The organism is Blastomonas natatoria (assembly GCF_003201955.1).
Taxonomy (GTDB): domain Bacteria; phylum Pseudomonadota; class Alphaproteobacteria; order Sphingomonadales; family Sphingomonadaceae; genus Blastomonas; species Blastomonas natatoria.
The window spans coordinates 378,020-403,177 of sequence record NZ_QJJM01000001.1 but is presented as its reverse complement, the minus strand read 5'-3'; the positions used below and the strand labels follow the sequence as shown (position 1 = coordinate 403,177).

At 64.7% G+C, this 25,158-nt stretch carries 22 protein-coding genes and 1 pseudogene; 12 read left to right on the top strand and 11 right to left on the bottom strand.

The genetic code is table 11. The annotated features are described in order from the left end of the window. Nucleotides 1-13 precede the first annotated feature (13 nt). From katG to C7451_RS02075, 6 genes and pseudogenes are all read right to left on the bottom strand, one after another. Nucleotides 14-2,245, bottom strand: coding sequence for a catalase/peroxidase HPI (katG, locus tag C7451_RS02100; protein ID WP_110297299.1), 2,232 nt, complete (start codon nt 2,243-2,245; stop codon nt 14-16). Between the two features lie 124 nt (nt 2,246-2,369). Next, nucleotides 2,370-3,401 carry a tRNA preQ1(34) S-adenosylmethionine ribosyltransferase-isomerase QueA gene (queA, locus tag C7451_RS02095; protein WP_110297298.1) on the bottom strand — a complete coding sequence of 344 codons (1,032 nt, stop codon included), beginning with the start codon at nt 3,399-3,401 and terminating at the stop codon, nt 2,370-2,372. A 137-nt stretch (nt 3,402-3,538) separates the two neighbouring features. Then, nucleotides 3,539-4,090, bottom strand: a pseudogene (locus C7451_RS02090) (peptidylprolyl isomerase); the annotation flags it as partial. Nucleotides 4,091-4,722: 632 nt separating this feature from the next. Further along, nucleotides 4,723-5,223: a pantetheine-phosphate adenylyltransferase gene (gene coaD / locus C7451_RS02085; protein WP_110297297.1), complete on the bottom strand. Its 501-nt coding sequence runs from the start codon at nt 5,221-5,223 to the stop codon at nt 4,723-4,725. Between the two features lie 35 nt (nt 5,224-5,258). After that, nucleotides 5,259-6,164, bottom strand: coding sequence for a polyprenyl synthetase family protein (locus C7451_RS02080; protein WP_110297296.1), 906 nt, complete (start codon nt 6,162-6,164; stop codon nt 5,259-5,261). 63 nt (nt 6,165-6,227) lie between these two features. Then, complete coding sequence (locus tag C7451_RS02075) at nt 6,228-6,476, bottom strand: exodeoxyribonuclease VII small subunit (RefSeq protein WP_110297295.1); 249 nt, start codon at nt 6,474-6,476, stop codon at nt 6,228-6,230. A 201-nt stretch (nt 6,477-6,677) separates the two neighbouring features. Here C7451_RS02075 and C7451_RS02070 point away from each other — a divergent pair, with 201 nt between their 5' ends. The 8 genes from C7451_RS02070 to eda all read left to right on the top strand — a co-directional run bounded on the left by C7451_RS02070 (nt 6,678) and on the right by eda (nt 16,270). Beyond that, nucleotides 6,678-6,974, top strand: a complete 297-nt coding sequence (locus tag C7451_RS02070) for a hypothetical protein (protein WP_146215269.1) — start codon at nt 6,678-6,680, stop codon at nt 6,972-6,974. Between the two features lie 120 nt (nt 6,975-7,094). Continuing rightward, entirely contained in the window at nt 7,095-9,320 is a 2,226-nt protein-coding gene (gene purL / locus C7451_RS02065) for a phosphoribosylformylglycinamidine synthase subunit PurL (protein WP_110297293.1), read from the top strand. Nucleotides 9,321-9,606: 286 nt separating this feature from the next. After that, entirely contained in the window at nt 9,607-10,467 is an 861-nt protein-coding gene (locus C7451_RS02060; protein WP_110297292.1) for a S1/P1 nuclease, read from the top strand. Between the two features lie 183 nt (nt 10,468-10,650). After that, nucleotides 10,651-12,099, top strand: a complete 1,449-nt coding sequence (zwf, locus tag C7451_RS02055; protein WP_110297291.1) for a glucose-6-phosphate dehydrogenase — start codon at nt 10,651-10,653, stop codon at nt 12,097-12,099. Further along, complete coding sequence (locus tag C7451_RS02050; protein ID WP_110297290.1) at nt 12,092-12,730, top strand: 6-phosphogluconolactonase; 639 nt, start codon at nt 12,092-12,094, stop codon at nt 12,728-12,730. Before zwf ends, C7451_RS02050 begins: the two co-directional genes overlap by 8 nt. Beyond that, entirely contained in the window at nt 12,727-14,553 is a 1,827-nt protein-coding gene (edd, locus tag C7451_RS02045) for a phosphogluconate dehydratase (protein WP_110297289.1), read from the top strand. The genes C7451_RS02050 and edd overlap by 4 nt, the downstream gene beginning before the upstream one ends. Nucleotides 14,554-14,687: 134 nt before the next feature. Then, nucleotides 14,688-15,656, top strand: a complete 969-nt coding sequence (glk, locus tag C7451_RS02040; RefSeq protein ID WP_110297288.1) for a glucokinase — start codon at nt 14,688-14,690, stop codon at nt 15,654-15,656. Next, nucleotides 15,653-16,270: a bifunctional 4-hydroxy-2-oxoglutarate aldolase/2-dehydro-3-deoxy-phosphogluconate aldolase gene (eda, locus tag C7451_RS02035; protein WP_110297287.1), complete on the top strand. Its 618-nt coding sequence runs from the start codon at nt 15,653-15,655 to the stop codon at nt 16,268-16,270. Before glk ends, eda begins: the two co-directional genes overlap by 4 nt. Before the next feature lies 1 nt (nt 16,271). On the opposite strand, the gene C7451_RS02030 is transcribed toward eda, so the two are convergent. Next, on the bottom strand, nt 16,272-17,498 hold the full coding sequence (locus tag C7451_RS02030) for a pyridoxal-dependent decarboxylase, exosortase A system-associated (protein ID WP_110297286.1): 1,227 nt from the start codon (nt 17,496-17,498) through the stop codon (nt 16,272-16,274). Then, a complete protein-coding gene (locus C7451_RS02025) occupies nt 17,495-19,030 on the bottom strand; it encodes an acyl-CoA ligase (AMP-forming), exosortase A system-associated (RefSeq protein WP_110297285.1) in 1,536 nt (511 codons plus the stop codon). Before C7451_RS02025 ends, C7451_RS02030 begins: the two co-directional genes overlap by 4 nt. A gap of 45 nt (nt 19,031-19,075) precedes the next feature. On the opposite strand from C7451_RS02025, the gene C7451_RS02020 reads away from it, so the two are divergent. The 4 genes from C7451_RS02020 to C7451_RS02005 are packed head-to-tail and all read left to right on the top strand — an operon-like array spanning nt 19,076 to nt 21,970. Next, a complete protein-coding gene (locus C7451_RS02020) occupies nt 19,076-20,110 on the top strand; it encodes a GNAT family N-acetyltransferase (protein ID WP_167398395.1) in 1,035 nt (344 codons plus the stop codon). Nucleotides 20,111-20,169: 59 nt separating this feature from the next. Beyond that, complete coding sequence (locus C7451_RS02015) at nt 20,170-20,454, top strand: acyl carrier protein (RefSeq protein ID WP_110297283.1); 285 nt, start codon at nt 20,170-20,172, stop codon at nt 20,452-20,454. Further along, nucleotides 20,451-21,143, top strand: a complete 693-nt coding sequence (locus C7451_RS02010) for an alpha/beta hydrolase family protein (RefSeq protein WP_110297282.1) — start codon at nt 20,451-20,453, stop codon at nt 21,141-21,143. The genes C7451_RS02015 and C7451_RS02010 overlap by 4 nt, the downstream gene beginning before the upstream one ends. Further along, nucleotides 21,143-21,970 carry a hydrolase 1, exosortase A system-associated gene (locus C7451_RS02005; RefSeq protein WP_110297430.1) on the top strand — a complete coding sequence of 276 codons (828 nt, stop codon included), beginning with the start codon at nt 21,143-21,145 and terminating at the stop codon, nt 21,968-21,970. Before C7451_RS02010 ends, C7451_RS02005 begins: the two co-directional genes overlap by 1 nt. A 177-nt stretch (nt 21,971-22,147) precedes the next feature. Here C7451_RS02005 and C7451_RS02000 read toward each other — a convergent pair whose 3' ends face one another. From C7451_RS02000 to trxB, 3 genes are all read right to left on the bottom strand, one after another. After that, the gene (locus C7451_RS02000; RefSeq protein WP_110297281.1) at nt 22,148-22,861 is read right to left on the bottom strand and encodes a CPBP family intramembrane glutamic endopeptidase, BDIM_20840 family; all 714 of its coding nucleotides are present in this window, start codon (nt 22,859-22,861) and stop codon (nt 22,148-22,150) included. A gap of 82 nt (nt 22,862-22,943) precedes the next feature. Then, on the bottom strand, nt 22,944-24,032 hold the full coding sequence (locus C7451_RS01995) for an AraC family transcriptional regulator (RefSeq protein WP_244181486.1): 1,089 nt from the start codon (nt 24,030-24,032) through the stop codon (nt 22,944-22,946). Between the two features lie 24 nt (nt 24,033-24,056). Next, nucleotides 24,057-25,022 carry a thioredoxin-disulfide reductase gene (gene trxB / locus C7451_RS01990; RefSeq protein ID WP_110297280.1) on the bottom strand — a complete coding sequence of 322 codons (966 nt, stop codon included), beginning with the start codon at nt 25,020-25,022 and terminating at the stop codon, nt 24,057-24,059. Nucleotides 25,023-25,158 lie beyond the last annotated feature (136 nt).

Genomic DNA, 25,158 nt, shown 5'->3' with positions numbered 1-25,158 from the left:
GGAGGTGGGGAAGTTATTGCAGGCCGAGGTTCATCACCTTGGTCCAGGCCGCGACAAAGTCCTCAGCGAACTTCTTCTCGCCATCGCTGGCAGCATAGACTTCCGCGACCGCGCGCAGTTCCGAGTTCGATCCAAAGATCAGATCGACCGGAGTAGCGGTCCACTTGAGCTGGCCCGACTTGATGTCGCGCCCTTCGTACAGACCCGCTTCGCTCGGCGACTTGGTCCACTTGTTGCCCATGTCGAGCAGGTTGACGAAGAACGCGTTGTTGAGCTGGCCCGGCGTGCTGGTGAACACGCCATGCTTGGCGCCGCCGGTATTGGCATCGAGCGCGCGCAGGCCACCGACCAGCACGGTCATTTCGGGCACCGTCAGGCTCAGCATGTTCGCGCGATCGACCAGCATGTCGACCGGCGACATCACGCTGCCCGCACCATAATAGTTGCGGAAACCGTCAGCGGTCGGCTCGAGTGGCTCGAAAGCCGCCACGTCGGTTTGCGCCTGGCTGGCATCGCCGCGGCCCGGCTCGAACGGCACGGTCAGGCTGTGGCCGGCCTTGCGCGCGGCTTCCTCGATACCAGCATTGCCTGCAAGCACGATGGTATCGGCGAGCGATATCTTCTTGCCGCCCTTCTGCGCCTTGTTGAAGCTGGTCTGGATCGCTTCCAGCCTGGCGACAACCTTGGTGATCTCCGCCGGATTGTTGACCGCCCAGTCCTTTTGCGGGGCGAGCCGCAGGCGTCCGCCATTGGTGCCGCCGCGCATGTCGGTATCGCGATAGCTGGCAGCCGCCGCCCAGGCGGTGCGCACCAGTTCCTGCGTGGTCAGGCCCGAGCCCAGGATCTGCGCCTTGAGCGAAGCGACATCCTGCGCATCGACCAGCGGATGATCGACCGCCGGAACCGGATCCTGCCAGATCAGGTCGACCTTGGGCGCATCGGCGCCCAGATAGCGCCAGCGCGGGCCCATGTCGCGGTGCGTCAGCTTGAACCAGGCGCGGGCAAAGGCATCGGCAAACGCATCCGGGTCCTTGTGGAAGCGCTCGGACACCTTGCGATATTCGGGGTCCATTTTCAGCGCGAGATCGGTAGTGAACATGATCGGCGCGTGACGCTTGGTCTTGTCATGCGCGTCGGGGACCAGGTTCGCGGCGCTCTTGTCGCTGGGGATCCACTGGATCGCGCCGCCGGGGCTGCGCGTCTGCACCCAGTCGAAGCCGAACAGATTGTCGAGATATTGCGTCGTCCAGGCGATCGGGTTGACCGACCAGGCGCCTTCCAGCCCGCTGGTCACCGCATCGACGCCCTTGCCGGTGCCGCACTTGTTGACCCAGCCGATGCCCTGCTGTTCTGTCGGCGAACCCGCCGGATCAGCGCCGATGCACTCTTCGGCCTTGTGCGCGCCATGCGCCTTGCCAAAGGTGTGGCCACCCGCGATCAGCGCGACGGTCTCCTCGTCGTTCATCGCCATGCGACCGAAGGTCTCGCGGATATCCCTGGCAGCCGCAAGCGGATCGGGATTGCCGTTGGGGCCTTCCGGATTGACGTAGATCAGGCCCATCTGCACAGCGGCCAGCGGCTTTTCGAGCTTGCGCTCGCCATGATAGCGGTCGGCGGCGAGGAACTTCTTCTCGCGGCCCCAATAGACCTTGTCGGCTTCCCAGTCATCGGTGCGGCCGCCGGCAAAACCGAAGGTCTTGAAGCCCATTGATTCCAGCGCGACATTGCCGGTCAGTACCATCAGATCGGCCCAGCTGAGCTTGCGGCCGTACTTCGCCTTGATCGGCCAGAGCAGACGGCGGGCGCGATCGAGATTGGCATTGTCGGGCCAGCTGTTGAGCGGTTCGAACCGCTGCTGGCCACCGCCGGCACCGCCGCGACCGTCGGCGGTGCGATAGGTGCCTGCGCTGTGCCAGGCCATGCGGATGAAGAACGGACCGTAATGGCCATAATCCGCCGGCCACCAATCCTGCGACGTCGTCATCAGCGTCTTGATGTCGGCCTTGACCGCAGCGATGTCGAGCGTCTGGAACTCCTTGGCATAATCGAAATCGTCACCCATCGGGTTGGATTCGCGCGCATGCTGGCGCAGCGGCGAGAGGTCGAGCCGCTCGGGCCACCAATCCTGGTTCGAATTGGCGGCGGCGGGATTGACCATCGGCTGGGCCGAGGTCTCGGCCAGTGCTGCGGGTGCCGAAAGCGCGAACGCCAGCAAGGCGATGACGGACACGGACGTGCGACTCATGGGATGTGGTCTCCTGCTAAAGGGCGAATTCGCCGTTCACAGGAGATTAATCCGGGATCGGTTGATCGGGAAAACCGATTTTCCTGATCTATGTTAGTGACGAACTAGATAACCCATGCCGCAATCACGGCAGAAGCAGAGACGAGTCGCCGTAGGAATAGAAGCGGTACTCGCTGGCAATGGCGTGAGCGTAAGCCGCTTTCATCACATCAATCCCCATCAGCGCCGAGACCAGCATGAACAGGGTCGAGCGCGGGAGGTGGAAATTGGTCATCAACCCATCGATGCCCTTGAAGCGATAGCCTGGCGTGATGAAGATCGAGGTGTCGCCCTCGAACGGACGGATGATATTGTCCTGCCCGGCGGCGCTTTCGATCAGTCGCAGCACTGTTGTACCCACTGCAACCACCCGGTTGCCGCGCCCGCGGATGGCGTTGAGGCGGTCCGCCGTCTCCGCGTCGATGCGGCCCCATTCGGCGTGCATCTGATGGTCGTTGGTGTCGTCCGCCTTGACCGGCAGGAACGTGCCCGCGCCGACATGAAGCGTCAGCATGGCGTGCTCGATCCCGGCCTCGGCAAGATCGGCCATCAGCCGGTCGGTAAAGTGCAGCGAGGCGGTCGGCGCGGCGACCGCCCCGTCTTTCTCGGCAAAGCGGGTCTGGTAGTCCTCGCGATCGGCTTCGTCGATCTCGCGCTTGCTGGCAATATAGGGGGGCAGCGGCATGGTTCCGGCCCGCTCGAGCAGGATCTCGACCGGCTCGTCGCCCTGGAAGGCGAACGTGACAGAGCCATCCTCGCCGCGCGCCTCCACATCGGCCAGCACGCCCGCGCCAAAATGCACCACATCGCCCTCGCGCAGACGCTTTGCGTTGCGGACAAAGGCTTGCCAGCGGCGCAGGTCGATACGCTTGTGCAGCGTGGCTCCGACCCGCGCCTGACCACCCAGCTTCACCCCTTCCAGCTGCGCCGGAATGACACGGGTGTCGTTGAAGACCAGGCAGTCACCGGGATTTAGCAGGCGCGGCAGATCGCGGACTGTCGCATCGGCCATTGTCGACCCCAGCACATGCAGCATCCGCGCCGCATCGCGTGGCCGCACCGGGCGCAGGGCTATCCGTTCCTGGGGAAGTTCGAAGTCGAATTCGTCAACGCGCATTGTCTGGTGCACTCAATCTGCAGGACTCGTCACCCCCGCGCATGCGGGGGCCCGCTTCGGCCGTCACGAACGGCCATGCAGCGGGATTCGCGCTTTCGCTGGAATGGCGATGGATTGCAAGATTGGCTGGAAAGCGATCAGTTGCTGATCGGCGCGTTCAGTTCATCCACCGAAATCGCACGCTCGGCTGGCTGGGCCTGTGCTGCATAATTCGGCTCGGGCTTGTTCTGCGACTTGAGCGACGCCTGCAGGATCTTGGCAGGATTGCTCGGCGGCTCGCCCCGAGGCACGGCATCGACATATTCCATGCCCGAGATCACGCGGCCGAAATTGGTGTAGCTGTTGTCCAGCGAAAAGCGCGGATAGAACACGATGAAGAACTGGCTGTTGGCGCTGTTCGGGTCCTGCGCGCGCGCCATGGATACGCTGCCGCGCAGATGCGGGAACTTGTTGAATTCGGCCGCGACATCGGGGAGGTCCGATCCGCCGGTTCCGGTGCCCGTGGGGTCGCCGGTCTGAGCCATGAAGCCATCGATCACGCGGTGGAAGATGATGCCGTCGTAAAAGCCCTGACGAGCCAGCGTCTTGATCCGCTCGACATGATTGGGCGCGATCTCGGGATACAGCTGGATGGTCACGCGGCCGCCGGTTGACAGGTCGAGATAGAGGATATTGTCGGGATCGGCCTTGTCGGGTGACACGACCAGCGACGTTCCCATCACGCTCGCTTCGGCAGCATTGTTGTCGCGCTGGTCCTGTGCTTCCTTTTCGGCGTTCCGCGCAGCCTTGCGGGCCTCCTTGTCCTTGTCTTCAGAGGCTTCCTTTGCCTCCTTTTCAGCCTTGCGCGCCTCCTTTTCGGCGGCCTTGGCCTTCTTGTCCTCTTCCTTCTGAGCTGCCTTGGCTGCCTTTTCGGCTTCCTTTTCCTGCTGCTCGCGAACCCTGGCCGCTTCCTTTTCCGCCTGGCGAGCCACGCGCGCGGCCTCGCGGTCCGCCTCAATGCTCGACTGCTGCGCCGCGCCTGCATCCTGCGCCTGGACGGTTATCGGGGCGAGCAGCATCGGGATGAACGAAAGGGCAGCAAGCGATTTCAAGATATTGGGCATATAACCAGGCATTCCTGTTCGATTCATCCGGGGCGGCGCGGACTAGCCTGCCCCAAGTCGGGCACGGCTATAGCCAAAGCATCTGAGCCTGTCATGAATGAACTTGGCGGCAGCGCTCTATGCGCCAATGATGCGATTCCGGAGTATTTTGCGTTTTCGACATCGGCACCCCCCTCCCCGCTCCGAGCAGAGGCAAATGTCCGAAGCCATCCGGAAGCTCACCCTTTCAGGCCGGTCTCACGAACGCGCTTCTCGACATCGATCCGCACCGCATCCGTAACGAAACGGTGGATGGCGCCGCCATAAATGGCAATTTCCTTCACAAGCCGCGAGGCGATCGGCTGCAGCGCGACATCAGCCATCAGAAACACGGTCTCGATACGGTCGTTGAGCTGGCGGTTCATGCCGGTGAGCTGATATTCATATTCGAAATCCGTCACGCCACGAATGCCGCGGATCACCACCGATGCCCCCTGCGCCTCGGCAAAGTCCATCAGCAGCGAACTGAACCCGACAACGCTGATATTGGCACCCGGGATCTGCGCGACCTCGCGGCGCACCATTTCCATGCGCTCGTCATCGGAGAACATCGGGCTCTTGGCGATATTGGTGGTGACGCCGACGATCAGATGATCGACCAGCTGAGCCCCGCGCTGGATGATGTCCATATGACCCAGCGTGATGGGATCGAAGGTCCCGGGATAAACGCCAATCCGCATGATCTTCTTCCCTTATGCGATGCCGCCTTTTGCGGTCAGTTGTCGCGCTCGACAATGTAACGCGCCAGAGCGCGCAGCGTATCGGCCTCGCGTCCATAGCTGGCAAGGTGCCCCACAGCTTGGTCGACCAGGAAGAACGCCTGCTCGCGCGCACGCTCGAGCCCCAGCAGCGACAGGAAGGTTTCCTTGCCCGCTGCGGCATCCTTGTGCAGCGCCTTGCCGGCCTTCGCCTCGTCGCCGGTCTCGTCCATGATGTCGTCGGCAATCTGGAAGGCGAGGCCGATATCGCGGGCATAAGCGCGCAACTGTCCGCGTCCCTCGGCGGGGACATTGCCGAGGATCGCGCCCATCTCCACCGAGGCCGCGATCAGCGCGCCCGTCTTGAGCCGCTGCAACTTGGTGACAGTGGGCAGGTCGAACTTCGCCTTTTCCGCCTCCAGGTCCATCATCTGGCCGCCGGCCATGCCATTGGGGCCGCTTGCCTCGGCCAGCGTGTAGATCAGTTCGGATCTGATGAACGGATCGGGATGCGACTGCGACCCGGCGAGGATCTCGAACGCAAGGGCATGCAGCGAATCGCCCGCCAGCACCGCGACGGCGTCGTTGAATGCCTTGTGTACGGTCGGCTTGCCGCGGCGCATGTCGTCATTGTCCATGCAGGGCATGTCGTCATGGATCAGCGAATAGACATGGATCGCCTCGACCGCACAGGCGACGCGCACGGCCAGACCGCGGTCGACATTGAACATGCCCGCCGTCGAGGTCAGCAGAAGCGGACGCACCCGCTTGCCGCCACCGATCGCAGCATGGCGCATCGCCTGGAAAAGCACTGCGCGCGGATCATCCGGCACTGTCAGCAATGCATCGAAACAGGCATCCACATCGGCAGAAATCTGGCGAAAGGCATCGGCCAGCGCGTTGTCGCTGATGGCGGTCGTCATTGTATCTCGTCCCCTGCCCCGGTCTGCTCGCCGGTTTGATTGATTGCGCGCATCGGCCAGCCGTCAGCCAGCATCTAACGGCGTGGTGCCCGCCGCCTGGCCATCGGCGCCGACGCGGATCTTCTCGATCCGCGCCTGCGCCGCATCGAGCCGCTTCTGGCAGTGGCTGCGCAGGCGGTCGCCGCGTTCGTAAAGGCTGATCGATGCGTCCAGCGGCACGTCACCCGATTCCAGCTGGCGAACGATCACCTCCAGCTCCTTCAAGGCATCTTCGAACGACAGATCGGCAGGAATGGCTTGGACTTCACTCATGCACACAGCTTTGACCGCTGGCCTGCCCCCGGTCAAGGCGATTGCGTATCAGGTGCGTCAGCACTGCCTCTCGATTGATTATGCTGCAACCGCGAAAGCCTTAATTGCATTTGCCCGCTTTTCGTCACTTTGACATGCTGCACCGCACAATAACAGAGGATGATGACGGCAGTTCACTTCAACAGAACAGGGACCACCATCATGAAAAAGCTCGGCCTTCTCGCCCTTCCGCTGACCCTGCTGGCCCTGCCCGCAGCAGCCCATGCCGCCGAACCGGAAGAGGTCACATTCGAACATGACGGCGACCGCTACGTCTACACCGTCAAGAGGGTGGGCGACCTCAGGATCATCGACGGCACCGAAACCCGCTCGGGCAAACGCTTCACCTTGCGCGTTTCGAACAAGCGGGTGACCGGAACGGTCGGCGACAGCAAGGTGCGCTTCAGCCGCAGCGCGATCACGCCGCTGGCCGACACCGAAACGACCAGCGACCGCTGACATGAATCGGGCAGGCTTGCGCGGCAGTGCGGGCCTGCACCCGGCGACCGCATGGGTCGTGCATTTTACCGCCATTCTCCCCCTTTCATCTGCGCGCCCCTGCGCGTAAAGCGCGGGGCCATGAGCGATACTCTTGCAGCGCCCGCAGGCACCATCACCCCGGAAATCGTGGCCGAACATGGCCTGAAGCCGGACGAATATCAGCGCATTCTGGCCGCGCTCGGGCGCGAACCCAATCTGGTGGAGCTGGGCATATTCTCGGTCATGTGGTCCGAGCATTGCAGCTACAAGAGCTCGCGCGTGCACCTGAAGACGCTGCCGACCACCGGTCCGCAGGTCATCTGCGGCCCTGGCGAGAATGCCGGCGTGGTCGATATCGGCCCCGGCCCCGACGGCAAGCCGCTCGCCGCCATCTTCAAGATGGAGAGCCACAACCACCCGAGCTATATCGAGCCCTATCAGGGCGCGGCCACCGGCGTCGGCGGCATATTGCGCGACGTGTTCACTATGGGGGCGCGACCCGTGGCACTGATGAACGCGCTGCGCTTTGGCAGGCCCGATCACCCCAAGATGAAGCATCTGGTGCAGGGCGTGGTCGCAGGGATCGGCGGATACGGCAATTGTGTCGGCGTGCCGACCGTGGGCGGCGAAACCAATTTCGACCCGGCCTATGACGGCAACATCCTGGTCAACGCCATGGCCGTGGGCATCGCCGAGCAGGACAAGATCTTCTACAGCGCCGCTTCCGGCCCTGGCAATTCGATCGTCTATGTCGGTTCCAAGACCGGGCGCGACGGCATCCATGGCGCGACCATGGCCTCAGCCGAATTCGGCGAGGACAGCGAGGAAAAGCGCCCGACCGTGCAGGTCGGCGATCCGTTCACCGAAAAGCTGCTGATCGAGGCGTGCCTGGAACTCATGGCATCGGACGCGATTGTCGCGATCCAGGACATGGGGGCCGCCGGCCTCACGTCCTCCAGCGTCGAGATGGCGAGCAAGGGCGGCGTCGGCATCGAGCTCAACCTCGACAACGTGCCGCAGCGCGAAACCAATATGACCGCGTACGAGATGATGCTCTCGGAAAGCCAGGAGCGCATGCTCATGGTCTTGAAGCCCGGCCGCGAGGATTTCGCCGAAGCGATCTTCCGCAAGTGGGAGCTCGACTTCGCGGTCATCGGCCATGTCACCGAGACCGGCCATATGGTGCTCAAGCACAAGGGCGAGACGGTGTGCGACATTCCGCTCGCGCCCCTGGCCGACGATGCACCGAGCTATAACCGGCCCTATGTCACGACGCCGCCGCCCGCGCCGCTGACGAATGTGCCCGCCAGCACCGATCTGGCCGCAGACCTGACTGCGTTGATGGCCTCGCCCGCGCTCGCCAGCCGCAGCTGGATCTGGCAGCAATACGATCACATGGTGATGGCCGATACGGTGCAGATTCCGGGCGGCGACGCCGGTGTGGTGCGCATCCATGGCACCAACCGGGGCCTGGCCGTCACCACCGATTGCACCCCGCGCTATTGCTTTGCCGATCCGTTCGAGGGCGGCAAGCAGGCGATCGCCGAATGCTATCGCAACCTTGTCAGCACCGGCGCGCGTCCGCTGGCGACCACCGACTGCATGAACTTCGGCAATCCCGAGCGCCCCGAGATCATGGGCCAGTTCGTCGGCTGCATCGAGGGCATGGGCAAGGCGTGCAAGGCGCTCGACATGCCGATCGTCAGCGGCAACGTGAGCCTGTACAACGAAACCACCGGCCCTGACGGCATCGCCCGTGCCATCCTGCCGACACCCGCTATCGGCGCGATCGGGCTGATCGAGGACCTGGGCCAGATGATGACGCTGGCGTTCAAGGCTGCAGGTGAGACCATCGTGCTGATCGGCGGCAACGGCACCGAAGAACTCGGCCAGTCGCTCTGGCTCGACGTGCTGCACGGTCGCCGCGAGGGCGCGCCGCCGCAGGTGGACCTCAAGGGCGAGCTGGAATCGGGCGGTGTCATCGCGTCGCTGATCGCCGGGGGCAAGGTCAGTGCGGTGCACGACATTTCGGACGGTGGCCTCGCGGTCGCGGTCGCCGAAATGGCGCTGGCATCGGGCATCGGCGCGGGGCTTTCGGCCGAGGGCGATGCGGGCTTCTGGTTTGGCGAGGGCCAGGCGCGCTATGTCGTGACGACAAGCGATGCCAATGCCGTGCTCGCGGCGGCCGAGGCTGCGGGCGTGCGCGCGCAGTTGATTGGGGCGACCGGCGGCGATGCGGTCGTGTTTGCGTCAGGCGCAACCGTGGCTGTGGCTGAATTGCACGAGCGCAATCTAGCGTTTTTCAAGGACTGGATGGAAGGCTGAGGTCTAGCAGGGTCCCTCGACGGAGTTTATCCTGAGCGGCTGGCTTGCCAGCCAGCCGAAGGGCTCGGGACAAACGGGTACTTGGCAGGCCAGTTCTCTCCTCTGCCATTGAGAGACCAGGTGGCAGCGAGAAAGCTGGTCAATTCGCCCCAATTCCGTTTGTCCCGAGCGAAATCGAGGGACGTTTGCGCTACAGGATAGACCAGACGCAACCCGAGCAGGGGCAGACCGATAACCGCACGCTAGCCCCCCTCGCTTGCAAGCGGATGACCCGCAAGGAATTGAAATGAAACGCCTGATCCGGTTGCTCCTCGTCGCTTCGCTTGCGATAACGACGCTGTCCGCACGCCCGGCGCTGGCTTGGGGCGATTATGGACATCGCGTGATTGCCCAGATTGCCGAGGCCAATGTCTCGCCGAAGGTTCGCGCGCGGATAAAGGCACTGCTGGCGCAGGAAAAGCAGCTGGCGACGCCGGAATGCCCGCTGCGAACGATCGAGGATGCCAGCGTCTGGGCCGACTGCATCCGGCGCGACGATCTGCGCTGGGGCTATACCGCGCCGTGGCATTATGTGAACATCGACATCTGCAAGCCGTTCGACATCAAGGCCAATTGCCCCAATGGCAGCTGCGTACCGGCACAGGTCACACGCAACGAGGCGCTGCTGGCGGATCGCAAGATGCCGGTGCATGTCCGGCTGGAGGCGCTCGCCTTCCTGCTCCACACCGTGGGCGACATGCATCAGCCATTACACGCGGGCGACCGGGGAGATCTGGGTGGCAACCGGGTGAGCGCGGCTTATGGCATTGTCGAGGGGCGGATGAATCTGCACCGTCTCTGGGACGGCCCGATCGCCGAGCGTGCGATCACCCAAGGGCTGCCGCTGGTGCGCGCCTATTCGTCCGAGGAGCGCGCCGCTGTCACCACAGGCAGCACCGAGGAATGGGCACGCGAGGCCTGGAGTGTATCGCGCGAGATTGCCTATCCCACAGCGCAGCATGGCCCCGCCTGCGGTCCTGCGCTGGGCAGGGACGAACGTGCACGGCATAGCGATGCCGATATCGAGGCGCTGATCCCCGTGGTGCGCACTCAGGTGCTGCGCGCAGGATTGCGGCTGGCTTCAACCCTTGAGCGCGCGCTCGGCTGACACGCAACAAAAGTCGCGTTCCCTAGCGGCAAATGACCGGTTCGTGACAACAGGTCGATGATTGCAATCGATTGCAAATCAATGCATAGCTATACATCGGGTTTGACCGGTGGACACCAGCGCGACCCGACCCTAACAGATGACCCGCTGCGATTGCGGTCACGAAAAGGATAGGATTCAAACATGGCGAATGCGCAATCCCGGACGCTCCTTCTCTTCGGTGCGACGGGTGATCTGTCCAAGCGCATGCTGCTCCCTTCGCTTTATGCCCTGCATTGCGACGGGCTGATCGCAGCCGACCTACGCATCATGGGCACCGCCCGCAGCGAGCTGGACGACGAGGCATTCCGTGCGATGGCGGGCGAAGCACTGGCGCACTTCCTGCCCGAAGCGCGCAAGGATGACGAAAAGATCGCGAGCTTCCTCAAGCAGTTGAGCTACCAACCTCTCGACGCGTCGAAGATCGAGGGCTTTGCCGCGCTCGCAGAGCGGCTGGGCGATATCTCGGGCGGCATGTCGATCTTCCTGTCGACCGCGCCTTTCCTGTTCACGCCCACCATCCAGGGCCTGAAATCGGCCGGCCTTGCAGGCGAGATGGTGCGCATCGGGCTTGAAAAGCCGCTGGGCAACGACCTCGCCTCGTCCTGCGCGATCAACGATGCCGTGGCGCATGCCTTTCCTGAGGATCGCACCTTCCGCATCGACCATTATCTCGGCAAGGAGACGGTGCAGAACCTGATGGCGCTGCGCTTTGCCAACATGATGTTCGAGCCGCTTTGGAACGCCAATGGCATCGAGCATATCCAGATCACCGTGTCCGAGACCGTGGGCCTGGAGGGTCGCCACGGCTTCTACGACGATACCGGCGCGCTGCGCGACATGGTACAGAACCATATCCTGCAGCTGGTCGCGCTGACCGCGATGGAGCCACCTGCCGAGTTCGACGCGACCTCGATCCGCGACGAAAAGGTCAAGGTGCTGCGCTCGCTGCGCCCCGTGTCTCCCAACGAAGTCGTACGCGGCCAATATGGCGCGGGCGCGGTGGGCGGCAATTCGGTGAGCAGCTATGCCGACGATCTCGGCAAGCCCTCCGACACCGAAACCTTTGTCGCGATCAAGGCGCATGTCGACAACTGGCGCTGGCAGGGCGTGCCCTTCTATCTGCGGACCGGCAAGCGCCTCGCCGAACGGCGCAGCGAGATCGTGATCCAGTTCAAGCAGGTGCCGCACAATATCTTCGCGCAGCGCGGCGGCAGGTTGTCCGCCAATCGCCTCGTCATCCGGCTGCAGCCCGAGGAATATGTCCGACTGCTCGTCATGGCCAAGGAACCGGGGCTCGATCGCGGCGGGCTGATCCTGCGCGAGGTGCCGCTCGACCTGTCGCTCACCGCCGCCTTTTCCAAGGCACAGCGCCGCATCGCCTATGAGCGCCTGCTGCTCGATCTGGTCGATGGCGAACCGACCCTGTTCGTGCGCCGCGACGAGGTGGAGGCGCAGTGGCGCTGGATCGACGCCATCCGCAAGACCTGGGCTGATCATGCCATCGAGCCCAAATCCTATGGTTCGGGCAGCTGGGGGCCGAGCGCCGCGATTGCGCTGACCGAGCGCGACGGGGTGAGCTGGAATGACTGACGCTCCGATCGCCGCCGCCGGGGCGAACTATGCCCCAGATGCCTCGATCGAAGCGATCACCGATTTCGTCGCGGGCATGCTGGCAGGGGACAAGCCGCGCGCGGTTGCAGTGCCCGGCGGCAGCACACCGGGGCCGATCCTCGCCGCGCTGGCCGAGCGCAGCGATCTCGCCTGGGCCGATGTCGCTGTCTGGCTGACCGACGACCGCTGCGTGCCGACCGATCACCCCGCAAGCAATTTCGGCCTGCTCGAACGCTCGCTCGCCGCCACAGGCGCGGCGCTCATCCCGCTGGAACAGGGCGTCACGCCCCCACCATTCGATCTGGTCTGGCTGGGCATGGGCGCGGACGGGCATATCGCCTCGCTCTTCCCCAATACCGATCCGCATGCCGATGGCGCGCTGGAGGTGGTGCGGCTGACGCCGGATCCGCTGCCGCCCGAAGCGCCGTTCGACCGTCTTTCACTGACCCTTTCCGCGCTGGTGCGCGCGCGCCATATCATGCTGGTGCTCAAGGGCACGGAAAAGCGCAAGGTGCTGGGCGATGCCCTGTCCGGGGCCAACGACCTGCCGATCGCGCGGCTGCTGAAGGCCGCGCACGCACCGGTCACCATCTTCTGGAGCGAAACATGACCAGCCTTCATCCCGAGCTCGAACGGATCACGCAGCGGATCATTGAACGCTCGCGTCCCGGCCGTCAGGCCTATCTCGATTTCATCGCGCGCGAACGCGACAAGGGCGTGCACCGCCCCACCCTGTCCTGCGGCAACCTGGCGCACGGCTTTGCCGCATCGGGAGAGGACAAGGCCGCGATCCGCTCAGGCAAGGCGATGAACATCGGCATCGTCACCGCCTATAACGACATGCTCTCGGCGCATCAGCCCTATGGCCGGTATCCCGAGCAGATCAAGATCTTCGCGCGCGAGGTCGGCGCGACCGCGCAGGTCGCAGGCGGTGTTCCGGCGATGTGCGACGGCGTGACTCAGGGCCAGCTTGGCATGGAACTGTCGCTGTTCAGCCGTGACACGATCGCGCTGTCGAGCGCCGTCGCGATGAGCCATGGCATGTTCGAAGGCGCGCTGGTGCTGGGTATCTGCGACAAGATCGTCCCCGGCCAGTTCATCGCCGCCGCGCGTTTCGGCCATATTCCGACGATCTTCGTGCCCGCTGGCCCCATGCCTTCGGGCCTTGCCAACAAGGAGAAGCAGCGCGTCCGCCAGCTCTATGCTGAAGGCAAGGTCGGGCGCGAGGAGCTGCTCGAAGCCGAGGCAGCAAGCTATCACGGGGCCGGCACCTGCACCTTCTACGGCACCGCCAATTCGAACCAGATGATGATGGAGATGATGGGGCTGCACGTTCCGGCTTCCGCCTTCATCAACCCCGGCACCAAGCTGCGTCAGGAACTGACCCGCGCCGCGACGCACCGCGTCACCCAGATCGGCTGGGATGGCGAGGATTACCGTCCGTTCGGCCATTGCGTCGACGAAAAGGCGATCATCAACGCGTGCATCGGCCTGCTTGCCACCGGTGGTTCGACCAACCATGCGATCCACCTGCCCGCGATGGCACGCGCGGCGGGCATCCATATTGACTGGCAGGATCTGAGCGAGCTCTCGGCGATCATCCCGCTGCTCGCACGCGTCTATCCCAACGGATCGGGCGATGTGAACCATTTCCATGCCGCCGGTGGCATCGGCTTCGTCATCCGCGAACTGGCCGGTGCGGGGCTGCTCCATACCGACATCCTGACCGTCTCGGGCCAGTCGCTGCTCGATTATGCGGTCGAGCCGGTACTGGACGAGGCTGATGCTCTCGGCTTTGTCCCCTCGCCCGAACGTACGCGCGACGAGGCGATGCTGCGTCCGGTGGCCGAGGCCTTCCAGCCTGATGGCGGCATGCGTCTGGTGGAAGGCAATCTGGGGCGCGGCATCGTCAAGACCAGCGCGGTCGATCCTTCGCGCTGGATCATCGAGGCTCCCGCGCGTGTGTTCGACGACCAGGACCAGGTGCTGGTCGCGTTCAAGGCGGGCGAGCTCGACCGCGACGTCGTGGTCGTCGTGCGCTTTCAGGGACCGCGAGCCAATGGCATGCCTGAACTGCACAAGCTGACGCCCTCGCTCGGCGTCTTGCAGGACCGCGGGTTCAAGGTCGCGCTGGTGACGGATGGCCGCATGTCGGGCGCCTCTGGCAAGGTGCCGGCGGCGATCCATCTGTGGCCCGAGGCCTGTGACGGCGGACCGCTGGCGCGGATCAAGGATGGCGATGTCGTGCGGCTCGATGCGGTCGCGGGCACGATCAGCGTTGTGACGGACTGCGCGGACTGGGAGAGCCGCCCGACCGCGAGCCAGCCCGCGCAGCCGATGGGCACCGGGCGCGAGCTGTTCGCCCTGATGCGGGCGAGCAGCGACAATGCGGAGGCAGGCGCGAGCGCGATGCTGGCGATGGCGGGGTTGTGATCTCCTTGTTTTCTTCGTCATTCCCGCGAACGCGGGAATCCCGCTTTTATCAAACCGACGACGCAGAAGCGGGCCCCCCCCCTGCGCGGGGGTGACGATAGAGAATTGCGCGAAACACCATCAGAAGGTTGAACATGCAGATCGTCACAGCCGACATTGGCGGAACCCATGCGCGCTTTGCGCTCGCGACAATCGAGAATGGCCGTGTCACCCATCTGGCCGAACCGGTCACGCTCAAATGCGCCGAATATGCCAGCCTGCAGACCGCCTGGGAGGCGTTCGGCCAGACGATCGGCGAACCCCTGCCCCGCGCTGCTGCCATTGCGCTTGCCACCCCGATCCGGGGCGAGGTGCTGAAGATGACCAACAACCCATGGGTCATCCGTCCGGCCCTGGTGCGCGAGAAGCTCAATGTCGACGACTTCATCCTGATTAACGATTTCGGCGCGGTGGCGCATGCCGTGCAGCATTGCGGCGCGGACCATTATTCGCACCTGTGCGGCCCTGACGGCGATCTGCCGGACAAGGGCGTCATCACCGTGATCGGCCCCGGAACGGGCCTGGGTGTCGCCTATGTCGTGCGGGGATCCGACGGCTATCGCGCCATTGAGACCGAGGGTGGGCATATCGACTATTCCCCGCTCGATTCGATCGAGGATGCGATTCTGGCGCGCCTGCGCCGCCAGCACCGCCGCGTCTCGGTCGAGCGCGTGTGTTCCGGCCCCGGCCTGGCCGCGATCTACGAGACCCTGGCGAGCATCGAGGGACGCGCGGTCGTCAGCATGGAAGACAAGCAGCTCTGGCAACTGGCGCTTTCGGGTGAGGACAGCCTGGCCGCTGCCGCGTTCGATCGCTTCTGCCTCAGCCTGGGAGCAGCGGCCGGCGATTTTGCACTGGCGCAAGGCGCAAATGCAGTGGTAATCGCCGGCGGCCTTGGTCAGCGGATTGCCGACCGTCTGCCGCAGTCCGGGTTCGAGGAGCGCTTTGTCGCCAAGGGCCGGTTCCAGCAGCTGATGGAGACGATCCCCGTCAAGCTGATCGATCATCCCCAGCCCGGCCTTTTCGGGGCCGCTGCCGCCTTTGCCCAGGAGTATTGCGCATGACCACCGCCGCGATCGAAACCATTATGCTGACCGCACCGGTCATCCCGGTGATCGTCATCAATGATGTCGCCGATGCGGTGCCGATGGCCGAGGCGCTTGTCGCAGGCGGCCTCAAGGTACTGGAGGTGACGCTGCGCACCCCGGCGGCGCTCGAAGCCATTGCCGCGATGAAGCAGGTCGAGGGCGCCATCGTCGGCGCAGGCACGGTGATCGACCCGAAGACGCTCGACGATGCGCTGAAGGCCGGCTCCGAATTCATCGTTTCACCGGGCCTGACCGATAATCTGGGCAAGGCGGCGATCGAGAGCGGCATTCCTTTCCTGCCCGGCATTGCCAATGCGGGCGACATCATGCGCGGGCTCGATCTGGGCCTGACCCATTTCAAGTTCTTCCCCGCAATGGCAGCAGGCGGTATTCCGGCGCTCAAGTCGCTTGCTGCACCCTTTGGCCAGTGCAAGTTCTGCCCCACCGGCGGCGTGACGCTGGAGACCGCAGGCAACTGGCTGGCGATCGATCCGGTGCTGTGCGTCGGCGGCAGCTGGATGATCCCGGCAGGGCCGCTCGACACCGCCGCGATCCAGCGCAACGCCGCCGCAGCGCGCGCCCTCGCCTGATCTAGACCAGGATTTCCGCCGCCTTGCCATGGCCGAGGAAATCGGCCGGGCTGGCGGTGGCGCCATAGGCCCCGGCGCAGAACACCGCGACCAGATCGCCGACCTGAGCTTCGGGCAGGTGCGCCTTGTCGGCGAGCCGGTCGAGCGGGGTGCACAGGCAACCGACGACGTTCGCCTCTTCCGACGGATCGGCATCAAAGTGGCTGGCGATCGCGACCGGATAGTTGCGCCGTACCACGGTGCCGAAATTGCCGCTGGCTGCGAGCTGGTGGTGCAGTCCGCCATCGGTGACCAGATACAGCTCGCCATGGCTGGTCTTCCGGTCGACGATCCGGGTCAGATATACGCCTGCCTCGCCCACCAGCCAACGGCCCAGTTCCATCGCGAAATGCGTGTCCCTGAGCGTGTCGGGCAAGGCCGCGAACCGCTCGCCCAGCGCCGCGCCGACCCTGGCGATATCGACCGGCGTGTCGCCCGGAAAATAGGGAATGCCCATGCCGCCGCCGAGGTTCAGATGCTCAGGCACCGCCCCTGCCTCGTCGGCGAGCTGCGCCGCGAGATCGAGCGTCTTGCCCTGGGTGTCGATGATGGCATCGGCATCGAGCGCCTGCGACCCGGCAAAGATATGGAAGCCGCGCCAGTGCGCCCCTTCGGCCAGAATGTGGCGAACCAGTGCAGGCACCCGCGCCTGATCGATACCAAAAGGCTTGGCGCCCCCGCCCATGCGCATCCCCGATCCGCGCAGGTCGAACTCGGGGTTGACCCGGACCGCCAGTCGCGGCTGCACGCCGATACGCTGGCCGATCGCCAGCGCGCGTTCGCATTCGCCTTCGGATTCGAGGTTGAGCGTGACGCCTGCGGCAATGGCCGCTTCCAGATCGCGGTCGCGCTTGCCGGGTCCTGCAAAGCTGATCTTGCTTGCATCCATGCCCGCCGCTTGCGCCAGCGCCAGTTCGCCCGCCGAAGCGATATCGATGCCATCGACCAGAGAGGCCATCAGCTTCAGCACCGGGGCGAAGGGGTTGGCCTTCATCGCATAATGGATCGCCAGCCGATCGGGCATCGCCGCGCGCAACGAGGCGACGCGCGCGCGCAGCATGTCCGACGAATAGACGAAACACGGAGTGTCGCCTGCCCGTTCGACCAGTTCTCTGGCCGCAATGCCCTGCACCGCCAGCTCGCCGCCGATACTCGAAAATCCAGGAGGAATGGGGCCCAAGGGCTTCATTTGTAACGATCCTCGACTTCGGCGACCAGCAGCGCCCGGTCGATCTTGCCATTGGGGTTCTTGGGAAAGCTTGCGCGCAGTTCGACGATCTTCGGCAGCATGAAAGCGGGCAGATCGCGCTTCATCGCGATCAGCAGATCATCGACCAGCTGCTCTGGCCGGGGCACGGCAGCGGGGCGCACCAGCAGCAGGATCGCCTGGCCCAGCTGCGGATCGGGAATGCCCAGCGCCACGGCTTCCGCCGCAAGCCCGGTCGAGGTGGCGGCATCCTCGATCTCTGCCGGGCTGATGCGATTGCCCGACGACTTGATCATCGCATCGCGCCGCCCGACAAAATAGAGCAGCCCCTCTTCGTCGCGCCGCACCCGGTCGCCGGACCAGACCGCCATGCCGCCATAGGTCGAGAACGCCGGTGCAGGCTTGTAGCGCTCCGCCGTGCGTTCGGCATCCTGCCAGTAACCCTGCGCGACGAGCGGCCCTGCATGGACCAGCTCGCCCTCCACGCCCGGTGCAGCGTCCTCTCCGGCGTCATTGACCACCATAATCTCGGCAAAGGGGATGGCCTTGCCGATGCTGGTCGGGTTGGCATCGATCAGATCGGGGTCGAGATAGGTCGAGCGGAAGGCTTCGGTGAGCCCATACATCGCGAAGATGCGCGCCTGCGGAAAAATTCCGCGCAACTGCTTCACCAGCGCAGGGCTGAGCGCGCCGCCGCTGTTGGTCAGCCGCTTCATGTTCGCGGCAGCCTCATCCGGCCATTCGATCTCGACCAGTTGCGTCCAGAGCGGCGGGACGGCAGCGAGTGTGGTGATGCCATGGCGCACGCACGATTTCACCACATCGCGCGGCATCAGATAGTCGAGCGGGATTGCGGTGCCGCCTGCGGCCCAGGTCGACAGCAACTGGTTCTGCCCATAGTCGAAGCTCAAAGGCAGCACGCACAAAGTCCTGTCGCTGGCATCCAGCCCCAGATAGCCCGCGACACTGATCGCACCAAGCCACATATTCGCATGGCTCAGCATCACCCCCTTGGGCTTGCCAGTGGAACCCGATGTGTAAAGTATCGCAGCCAAATCGCTGGGATCATGAGAGGAAGTCTCAAGCGCCTCTTCTCCCGCCTTCCACGCTGCCATCGCCTCGTCATCATCGAGCGTCCGGCATGCGTGCGGGACGTCCCCCTCGATCAACGTCGACTGCCGGGTGCGGCCCGTGATCAGCAGCTTCGCGCCGCTATCCGCCAGAATATGCGCCACTTGGGCGCGCTTGAGCACCGGGTTGATCGGCACATGCACCATCCCCGCGCGTGCTGCGGCCAGCGGCATCAGGCAGGTGGTCTCGTTCTTGGGCAGCCAGGTCGCGACCCGATCGCCGTGCTGCAGCCCCAGCGTGGTTAACCAGTGGGCAAGCAATCCGATACGCAAGTTTAACGTGTCGTAGCTAAGGCTGCCCTCACGCAGGATCAGCGCGCTTGCAGGCCCATCGCCGCGCAGGACAAGATGATCAAGCGGCTGCGGACGGGGATCGAGAGACATCACGAACGATTTGGCTCATAAGGAAGACGCGGCATCATGGGGTTCATGACGTTGAATGATGAATATCATGATAACCGGAAGGCTGCGCTTCTGCACCGGCTTTCTGCGCTCGACGATCCGGCCCGCTCAGGGATGTTCGACCGCGCGCTCTGGTTCGACGGACTGCACCGCCATTGCCTAGCCGAACATGCGCCGCATATTGCCTATGCCGCGGAGCTGGGCGATGCCGTGAAGCTGCATCTGGTCGATCGCGGTCGATCTGGTCTTGCATCTATGGCCAACTGGTACAGCTTCATCTGGCGACCCGTTTTTGGCGGCACACCGCATGACCAGCGCAAACAGGCGCTGATGCTCGCGGTCGCACGCAAGCTGAGCAAGACGACGCACCGCCTGCTCCTGTCGCCCGTTCCCGATGAATGCGGATCGGCAAGCCTGATCGAGCAAGCCTTTGCTGCGACCGGCTGGACCGTGCGCCGTGAACCCTGCGACGAGAACCATGTGCTGCACTTGAAGGGCCGCAGCTTTGCCGATTACTGGCAGGATCGGCCCGGCCAGTTGCGCTCCACCGTCAAGCGCAAGGGCAACAAGGGCGTGGTCGATCTTCGGGTCGAGACCCGCTTCGATGCGCAGGACTGGGCCGATTACGAAACCATCTATGCGCGCAGCTGGAAGCCCGAAGAAGGCAATCCCGATTTCCTGCGCTGGCTTGCTCAGCGTGAATCCGAGGCCGGACGGCTGCGCATGGGCATGGCCAGCATCGACGGCCAGGCGGTCGCCGCGCAGTTCTGGACGGTGGAAAACGGCACCGCCTATATCCACAAGCTGGCGCACGACGAACGGCATATCCAGGCCTCGCCCGGCACGCTGCTGACCCATGCGCTGTTCCAGCATGTGATCGATGTGGATGGTGTCGATCTCGTCGATTTCGGCACCGGAAGCGACGCGTACAAGCGCGACTGGATGGAGGACATCCGCCCGCGCTATCGGTTGGAACTCATCTGGCCCAGATCGCCCAAGGCGTGGCCCTATCTGGCGAAGAGCCGCGTTGCGGGGCTTGCCGCCCGTTTTTCAAAGGACTAAGGCCGCCTGCACGCGGTCCGGGGGGACCGAAAGCGGCCGCACAAGCCAGTGAGGGATATGTGAGCGAGATCGAGACCAGCGGCGCGAGCGACGCGATCGAAACCGTGGTGCGTCAGGTGCTGCGCGACATTCTGGGCCTGTCCGAAGATCAGGTCGCCGGGTTCGACCGTGATACCGAGCTGTTCGGCGCGCTGCCCGAACTCGATTCGATGGCCGTGGCCGGCCTGCTCACCGAGATGGAGGACCGCCTCGGCATCCTGATCGAGGATGACGAGGTCGATGGCGAGCTGTTCGAGAATTTCGGCAATCTGGTCGATTTCGCGCGGGCCAAGGCCTCGGCGTGATCCGCGCCTACCGGTTCGACGGCAACGACGAACTGTGCCTTTGCCATGGGCCTGAAGGCGGTCCGGCGCTGCTGATCCTGCCACCGCTGTTCGATGAGGCCAACCGGGTGCGCCACCTGCTGGTGGAAGCCGCGCGGGCGCTGGCGGACCACGGCATCGCCAGCCTGCTGCCCGATCTTCCCGGCTGCAACGAAAGCCTCGTTCCGCTCGACCGTGCGAGCATCAGCCTGTGGCAGGCCGCGCTGATCGCCTGTGCCGAGCAGCTGGGGCCGATAAGCCATGTCGCGGCGATCCGCGGCGGCGCATTGCTCGATGGCGCGCTGGGCGATCTGCCGCGCTGGCGGCTCGCGCCGGTCAAGGGCGGGCAGTTGCTCCGCACAATGCTGCGCGCACGCATTGCCAGCGACCGCGAGGCGGGGATCAGCAGCAGCAGCGAGACGCTCATGGAAGCGGCGCGGAACCAAGGCATCGAACTGGCGGGCAACAACCTTTCGCCCAGCATGATCCGCGAACTCGATTCCGCCGCGCCGTCCGAGGGCAGCGCGGTACGGCTCGCGCGCTTTGCCGACGATCCGCTCGACGCCGAAGCGCGGATCGCGGGCGCGCCGCTCTGGCTGCGCGCCGAGCCTGCGCACGACCCTGCGATGGCCGCGTCGATCGCCGCCGATCTGGCCCGATGGGTGATCTGATGAGGCAGCATTTCACCTTTGCGTGCGCGGGCGAGACGCTCGCCGCCACACTCGATGGCGCGGATGGCAGCACCGGGCTGCTGATCGTCAGCGGTGGCAATGAAATCCGCTCGGGCGCGCATGCCGGGATGGCGGCGCTTGCGGCCTCGGTTGCGGCAGCGGGTCATCCGGTGCTGCGCTATGACCGGCGCGGCATCGGCGACAGCACGGGCGAGAACGCCGGGTTCGAATCCAGCTCGGAGGACATCGCCGCCGCCGCGCGCGCGTTTCGCGAGCGGTGCCCGCAGCTTACCCGGCTGCTCGCGTTCGGCAATTGCGATGCGGCCAGCGCGCTCGCCTTGTTCGGCCCGGCGGCGGACGTCAATGCGCTGATCCTCGCCAATATGTGGACGATCGAGAGCGACACGGTGGACGAAGCCGACGAAGACGCCGCCGCGAGCACGATAACCGCGAGCGCGATCCGCAGCCGCTATCTCGCCAAGCTCAAGGACCCGCGCGAACTGTGGCGGCTGGCGAGCGGCGGGGTGAATATCGGGAAACTTGTCCGCGGCCTGAAACAGGCGACGGCCAAGACCGAAGTCACCGGCCTGGTTGCCCGCCTCGGCGAGGCGCTCGCCACGCTCGACCGCCCCGCTACACTGCTGGTTGCCGAGCACGATCGCACCGCAATGTGGTTCCTCGAACATTGGGCCAGCGACGCCTTCGCCAAGGCGCACGCCAACCCGCACCTGTCGCTCCATCGCCTCAACAGCGGCTCGCACAGCTTCGCGAGCGCGGCCGACAAGGCGTGGCTCAAGGAGCGGATATTGGCGGAATTGCGCACTTAAAGCCCATCCCCTTCAGGGGATGGGTAGAGTTGGGGGCGATTGCATCTCTGCCATCGCTGGCACAGCCATTCAGCGCGACCGTTGCTCCCCACCCCAACCCCTCCCCTGGGTCGCAGACGAGCGAAGCTCAACGAGAGGGGCTTTTGAGGGCAACCAGGGCCAGGCCGCCTCTCCCTCTCAAACCAGAAACGAGAACGCGTTGCCGAAATTGTGCAGCGCCACCGGCAGCACCAGACTCCCCGTGCGGAGGCGCAGCCATACGGCGATCAGCGAGGGGATGGCGGTAAGCGCCATGATCGCAGGCTCGAACGAGAAGCTGCCATCGGAATAGCCGAACGCATGCGCCATGCCGAACAGCCAGCAGGACAGCAGCGCGCCCCAGCCCCAGTCGACCCCGAGCAGGCGCTTGCGGCCCTGAAACGCCTGGTCGAGCGCAAACAGCAGCAGGCCGCGATAGAAGGGTTCTTCCTCGAGTCCTGGCATGGTCAGCTGGAAGCCGATCGCTTCCGCATCGGCCTTGTCTCCGCCGAACACCAGCGCAATCGCAACAAAGAACGCGCAATAGGCGGCGGCGATGGGCAGCGCGGCCTTCAGGCTGCCGGGAGTCTGCGCCAGGGTCAGGCCCATCCGGTGCCAGCCGAGCGCGGGCAGGCCGGCGAGAACGAGCGTGGCTGCGAGCGCCATGAGCTTGCCCTGCCAGTTCCATTCCCCGCCGATCAGATCGGGCAGCCATCCGTAGAACCGCGTGAGGCAGGCGTCATTGACCGCGATCAGCAGCGCGGCGATCAGCAGCCAGCGGGGCGAGAAATTCCGGCGATCCGCCAAGCCCATAGCCGTACCGAGCATGAGCAGTATCGTCAGGGTGGCTGCCAGTCCGATCAATCCGTTCACGCCTTTGCCTTTCGCTGAAATTGCGTGCCGGGATTAGCCTTGGGCGGATCGCAAGGCTCCTCAAAAGACGGCAGATCGTTGCTCAGATCCCGGATTTCGCGGGATTTGGCGCAGCTTCGGCGAGAAGCGCGGCGCGGCCGCGATAGTCGCTCGGAGTGCAGCTCATTATCGCGCGAAAGGCACGGTTGAAGCTCGCGAGCGAGGCAAAGCCGCTGTCGAGCGCGATGGCGATCAGTTTATCGTCGTGCCCGCGCGTTTCGAGCAAACGGCACGCCTCGATGACCCGATAATGGTTCAGGAAAGCGCGGAAATGGTCATGGCCCAGCTGCTGATTGACCAGCGTCCGGACGGTGCGCTCGGGCGCGCCCATCAGTTCGACGAACCGGGCAAAGCCGAGTTCGGGGTCGAGATGCACGCGCTCCACCTCGATCAGGTCGCGCAATCGGCTAAGTAGCGCTGCATTTTGACCGGTATTGGCAGGCGGGGCCGCGCTTGCATTCGTGGCACCCGCGCCAAAGGTCAGCACATCAGTCCGGATGGTCAGCAGCTTGCCCGCGAGCCATAGTCCGAAGGCAAGGATCATCGCGTTCTGCGTCATCGAAAAGGCGAGCGGGCGCCAGGCGAAGCCGAACAAGGCGTCAGCGGCGAGGTCGATGAACAGCATACCGCCGAGCAGCGCCGCGACCAGCACGCGCGCTTCGTGGCGGCGCTGGATCAGGTCGTCCTGACGCTCGGCCAGCAGCCGCCAGACGAGGTGTCCGACGATTCCAAAACCCATCACCACCAGCACGCGCGAAAGCCCGAGCTGATCAAGCCATGCCCCGAATAGCCCACGATCCGCCGCTGCGATCAGCGCCCAGGCGATGCCCGTCAACAGCACCCCGCCTTTCAGCCGAAACCGGCGGTCAAAGCAGGAGAGCGAGAACCACCACAGGAAGATGACGGCAAAGCCGCTCAGGCCATGGGCAATGTCGCCCGGCACCCCGAACGGCACAGCGAACGACAGCGGCGTATTGCCGAGGACGAAACTGGCAAGACAGATTGCGAGCGGAGCGAACAGCAGCGATGGCTGACCGAGCTGCCGCCGGTACGCTAGCATCAGCCAGGCGAGCAGCAGGCAGATGGACGCTGCCCCGGCGCGAAGGGCGGCGTCGAGTTGCTCGACGATCATCGCCGGGAGTGCGCGCCCGCCCCCTTATTCCGCCGCAATCGCCTCGAAATCCGCTTCCGCCAGAAACCGCTCGACATCCAGCGCCGCCATGCAGCCTGTGCCGGCCGCCGTCACCGCCTGGCGATAGACCTTGTCCATCACGTCGCCGCACGCGAACACGCCGGGGATGCTGGTGTACGGCGTGCCGGGCTTGACCTCGATATAGCCATCCCTGTCTAGAGGGAGATGGCCCTTGAACAATTCGGTCGCGGGCGCGTGGCCGATGGCGACGAAGCCGCCATCGGCCGCGAGGTGCGAGGTTTCTCCGGTGACCGTATCCTTCAGATCGATGCCGACCAGGCCATGCGGCTCGCCGCCGCCGACGAAGCGCTCGACACCCTTGTTCCAAAGCACGGTGATCTTCGGGTTGGCGAACAGCCGTTCCTGCAGGATCTTTTCCGCGCGCAGCGAATCGCGGCGGTGGATCAGCGTTACATTGTCCGAATGGTTGGTGAGGTAGAGCGCTTCCTCGACCGCGGTATTGCCGCCGCCGATCACCGCGACCTTCTTGCCGCGATAGAAGAAGCCATCACACGTGGCACAGGCCGAGACGCCCTTGCCGCCGAGTTCCTGCTCGCCCGGAACGCCGAGCCATTTGGCCTGCGCGCCGGTGGCGATCACCAGCGTTTCCGCCTCGTACACCTGGCCGCCATCGCCGGTCAGGCGGAACGGGCGGCGCGCGAGATCAACCGAGACGATGGTGTCATAGATCATCTGCGTGCCGACATGCTCGGCCTGGGCCTGCATTTCCTGCATCAGCCACGGGCCCTGGATGACATCGCGGAAACCGGGATAATTCTCGACATCGGTGGTGATGGTGAGCTGCCCGCCCGGCTGCAGGCCCTGCACGACGATGGGCTTGAGGCCCGCGCGCGCGCCATAAATGGCGGCGGAAAGGCCTGCCGGGCCGGAGCCCAGGATCAGCATGCGGGTCTTGATGGTCTCGGTCATTGTGAAACGGCTTTCCTGATGTGCGGCTGCGGATGTGGACCGGGCCATGCCGGGCTGCAAGACGCCCGCGCTCACCCTTCACGCAACATTTGCTTGGCCCCGCTTAAGCAGATTTGCCCCCAGCCTGCCAAGCGCG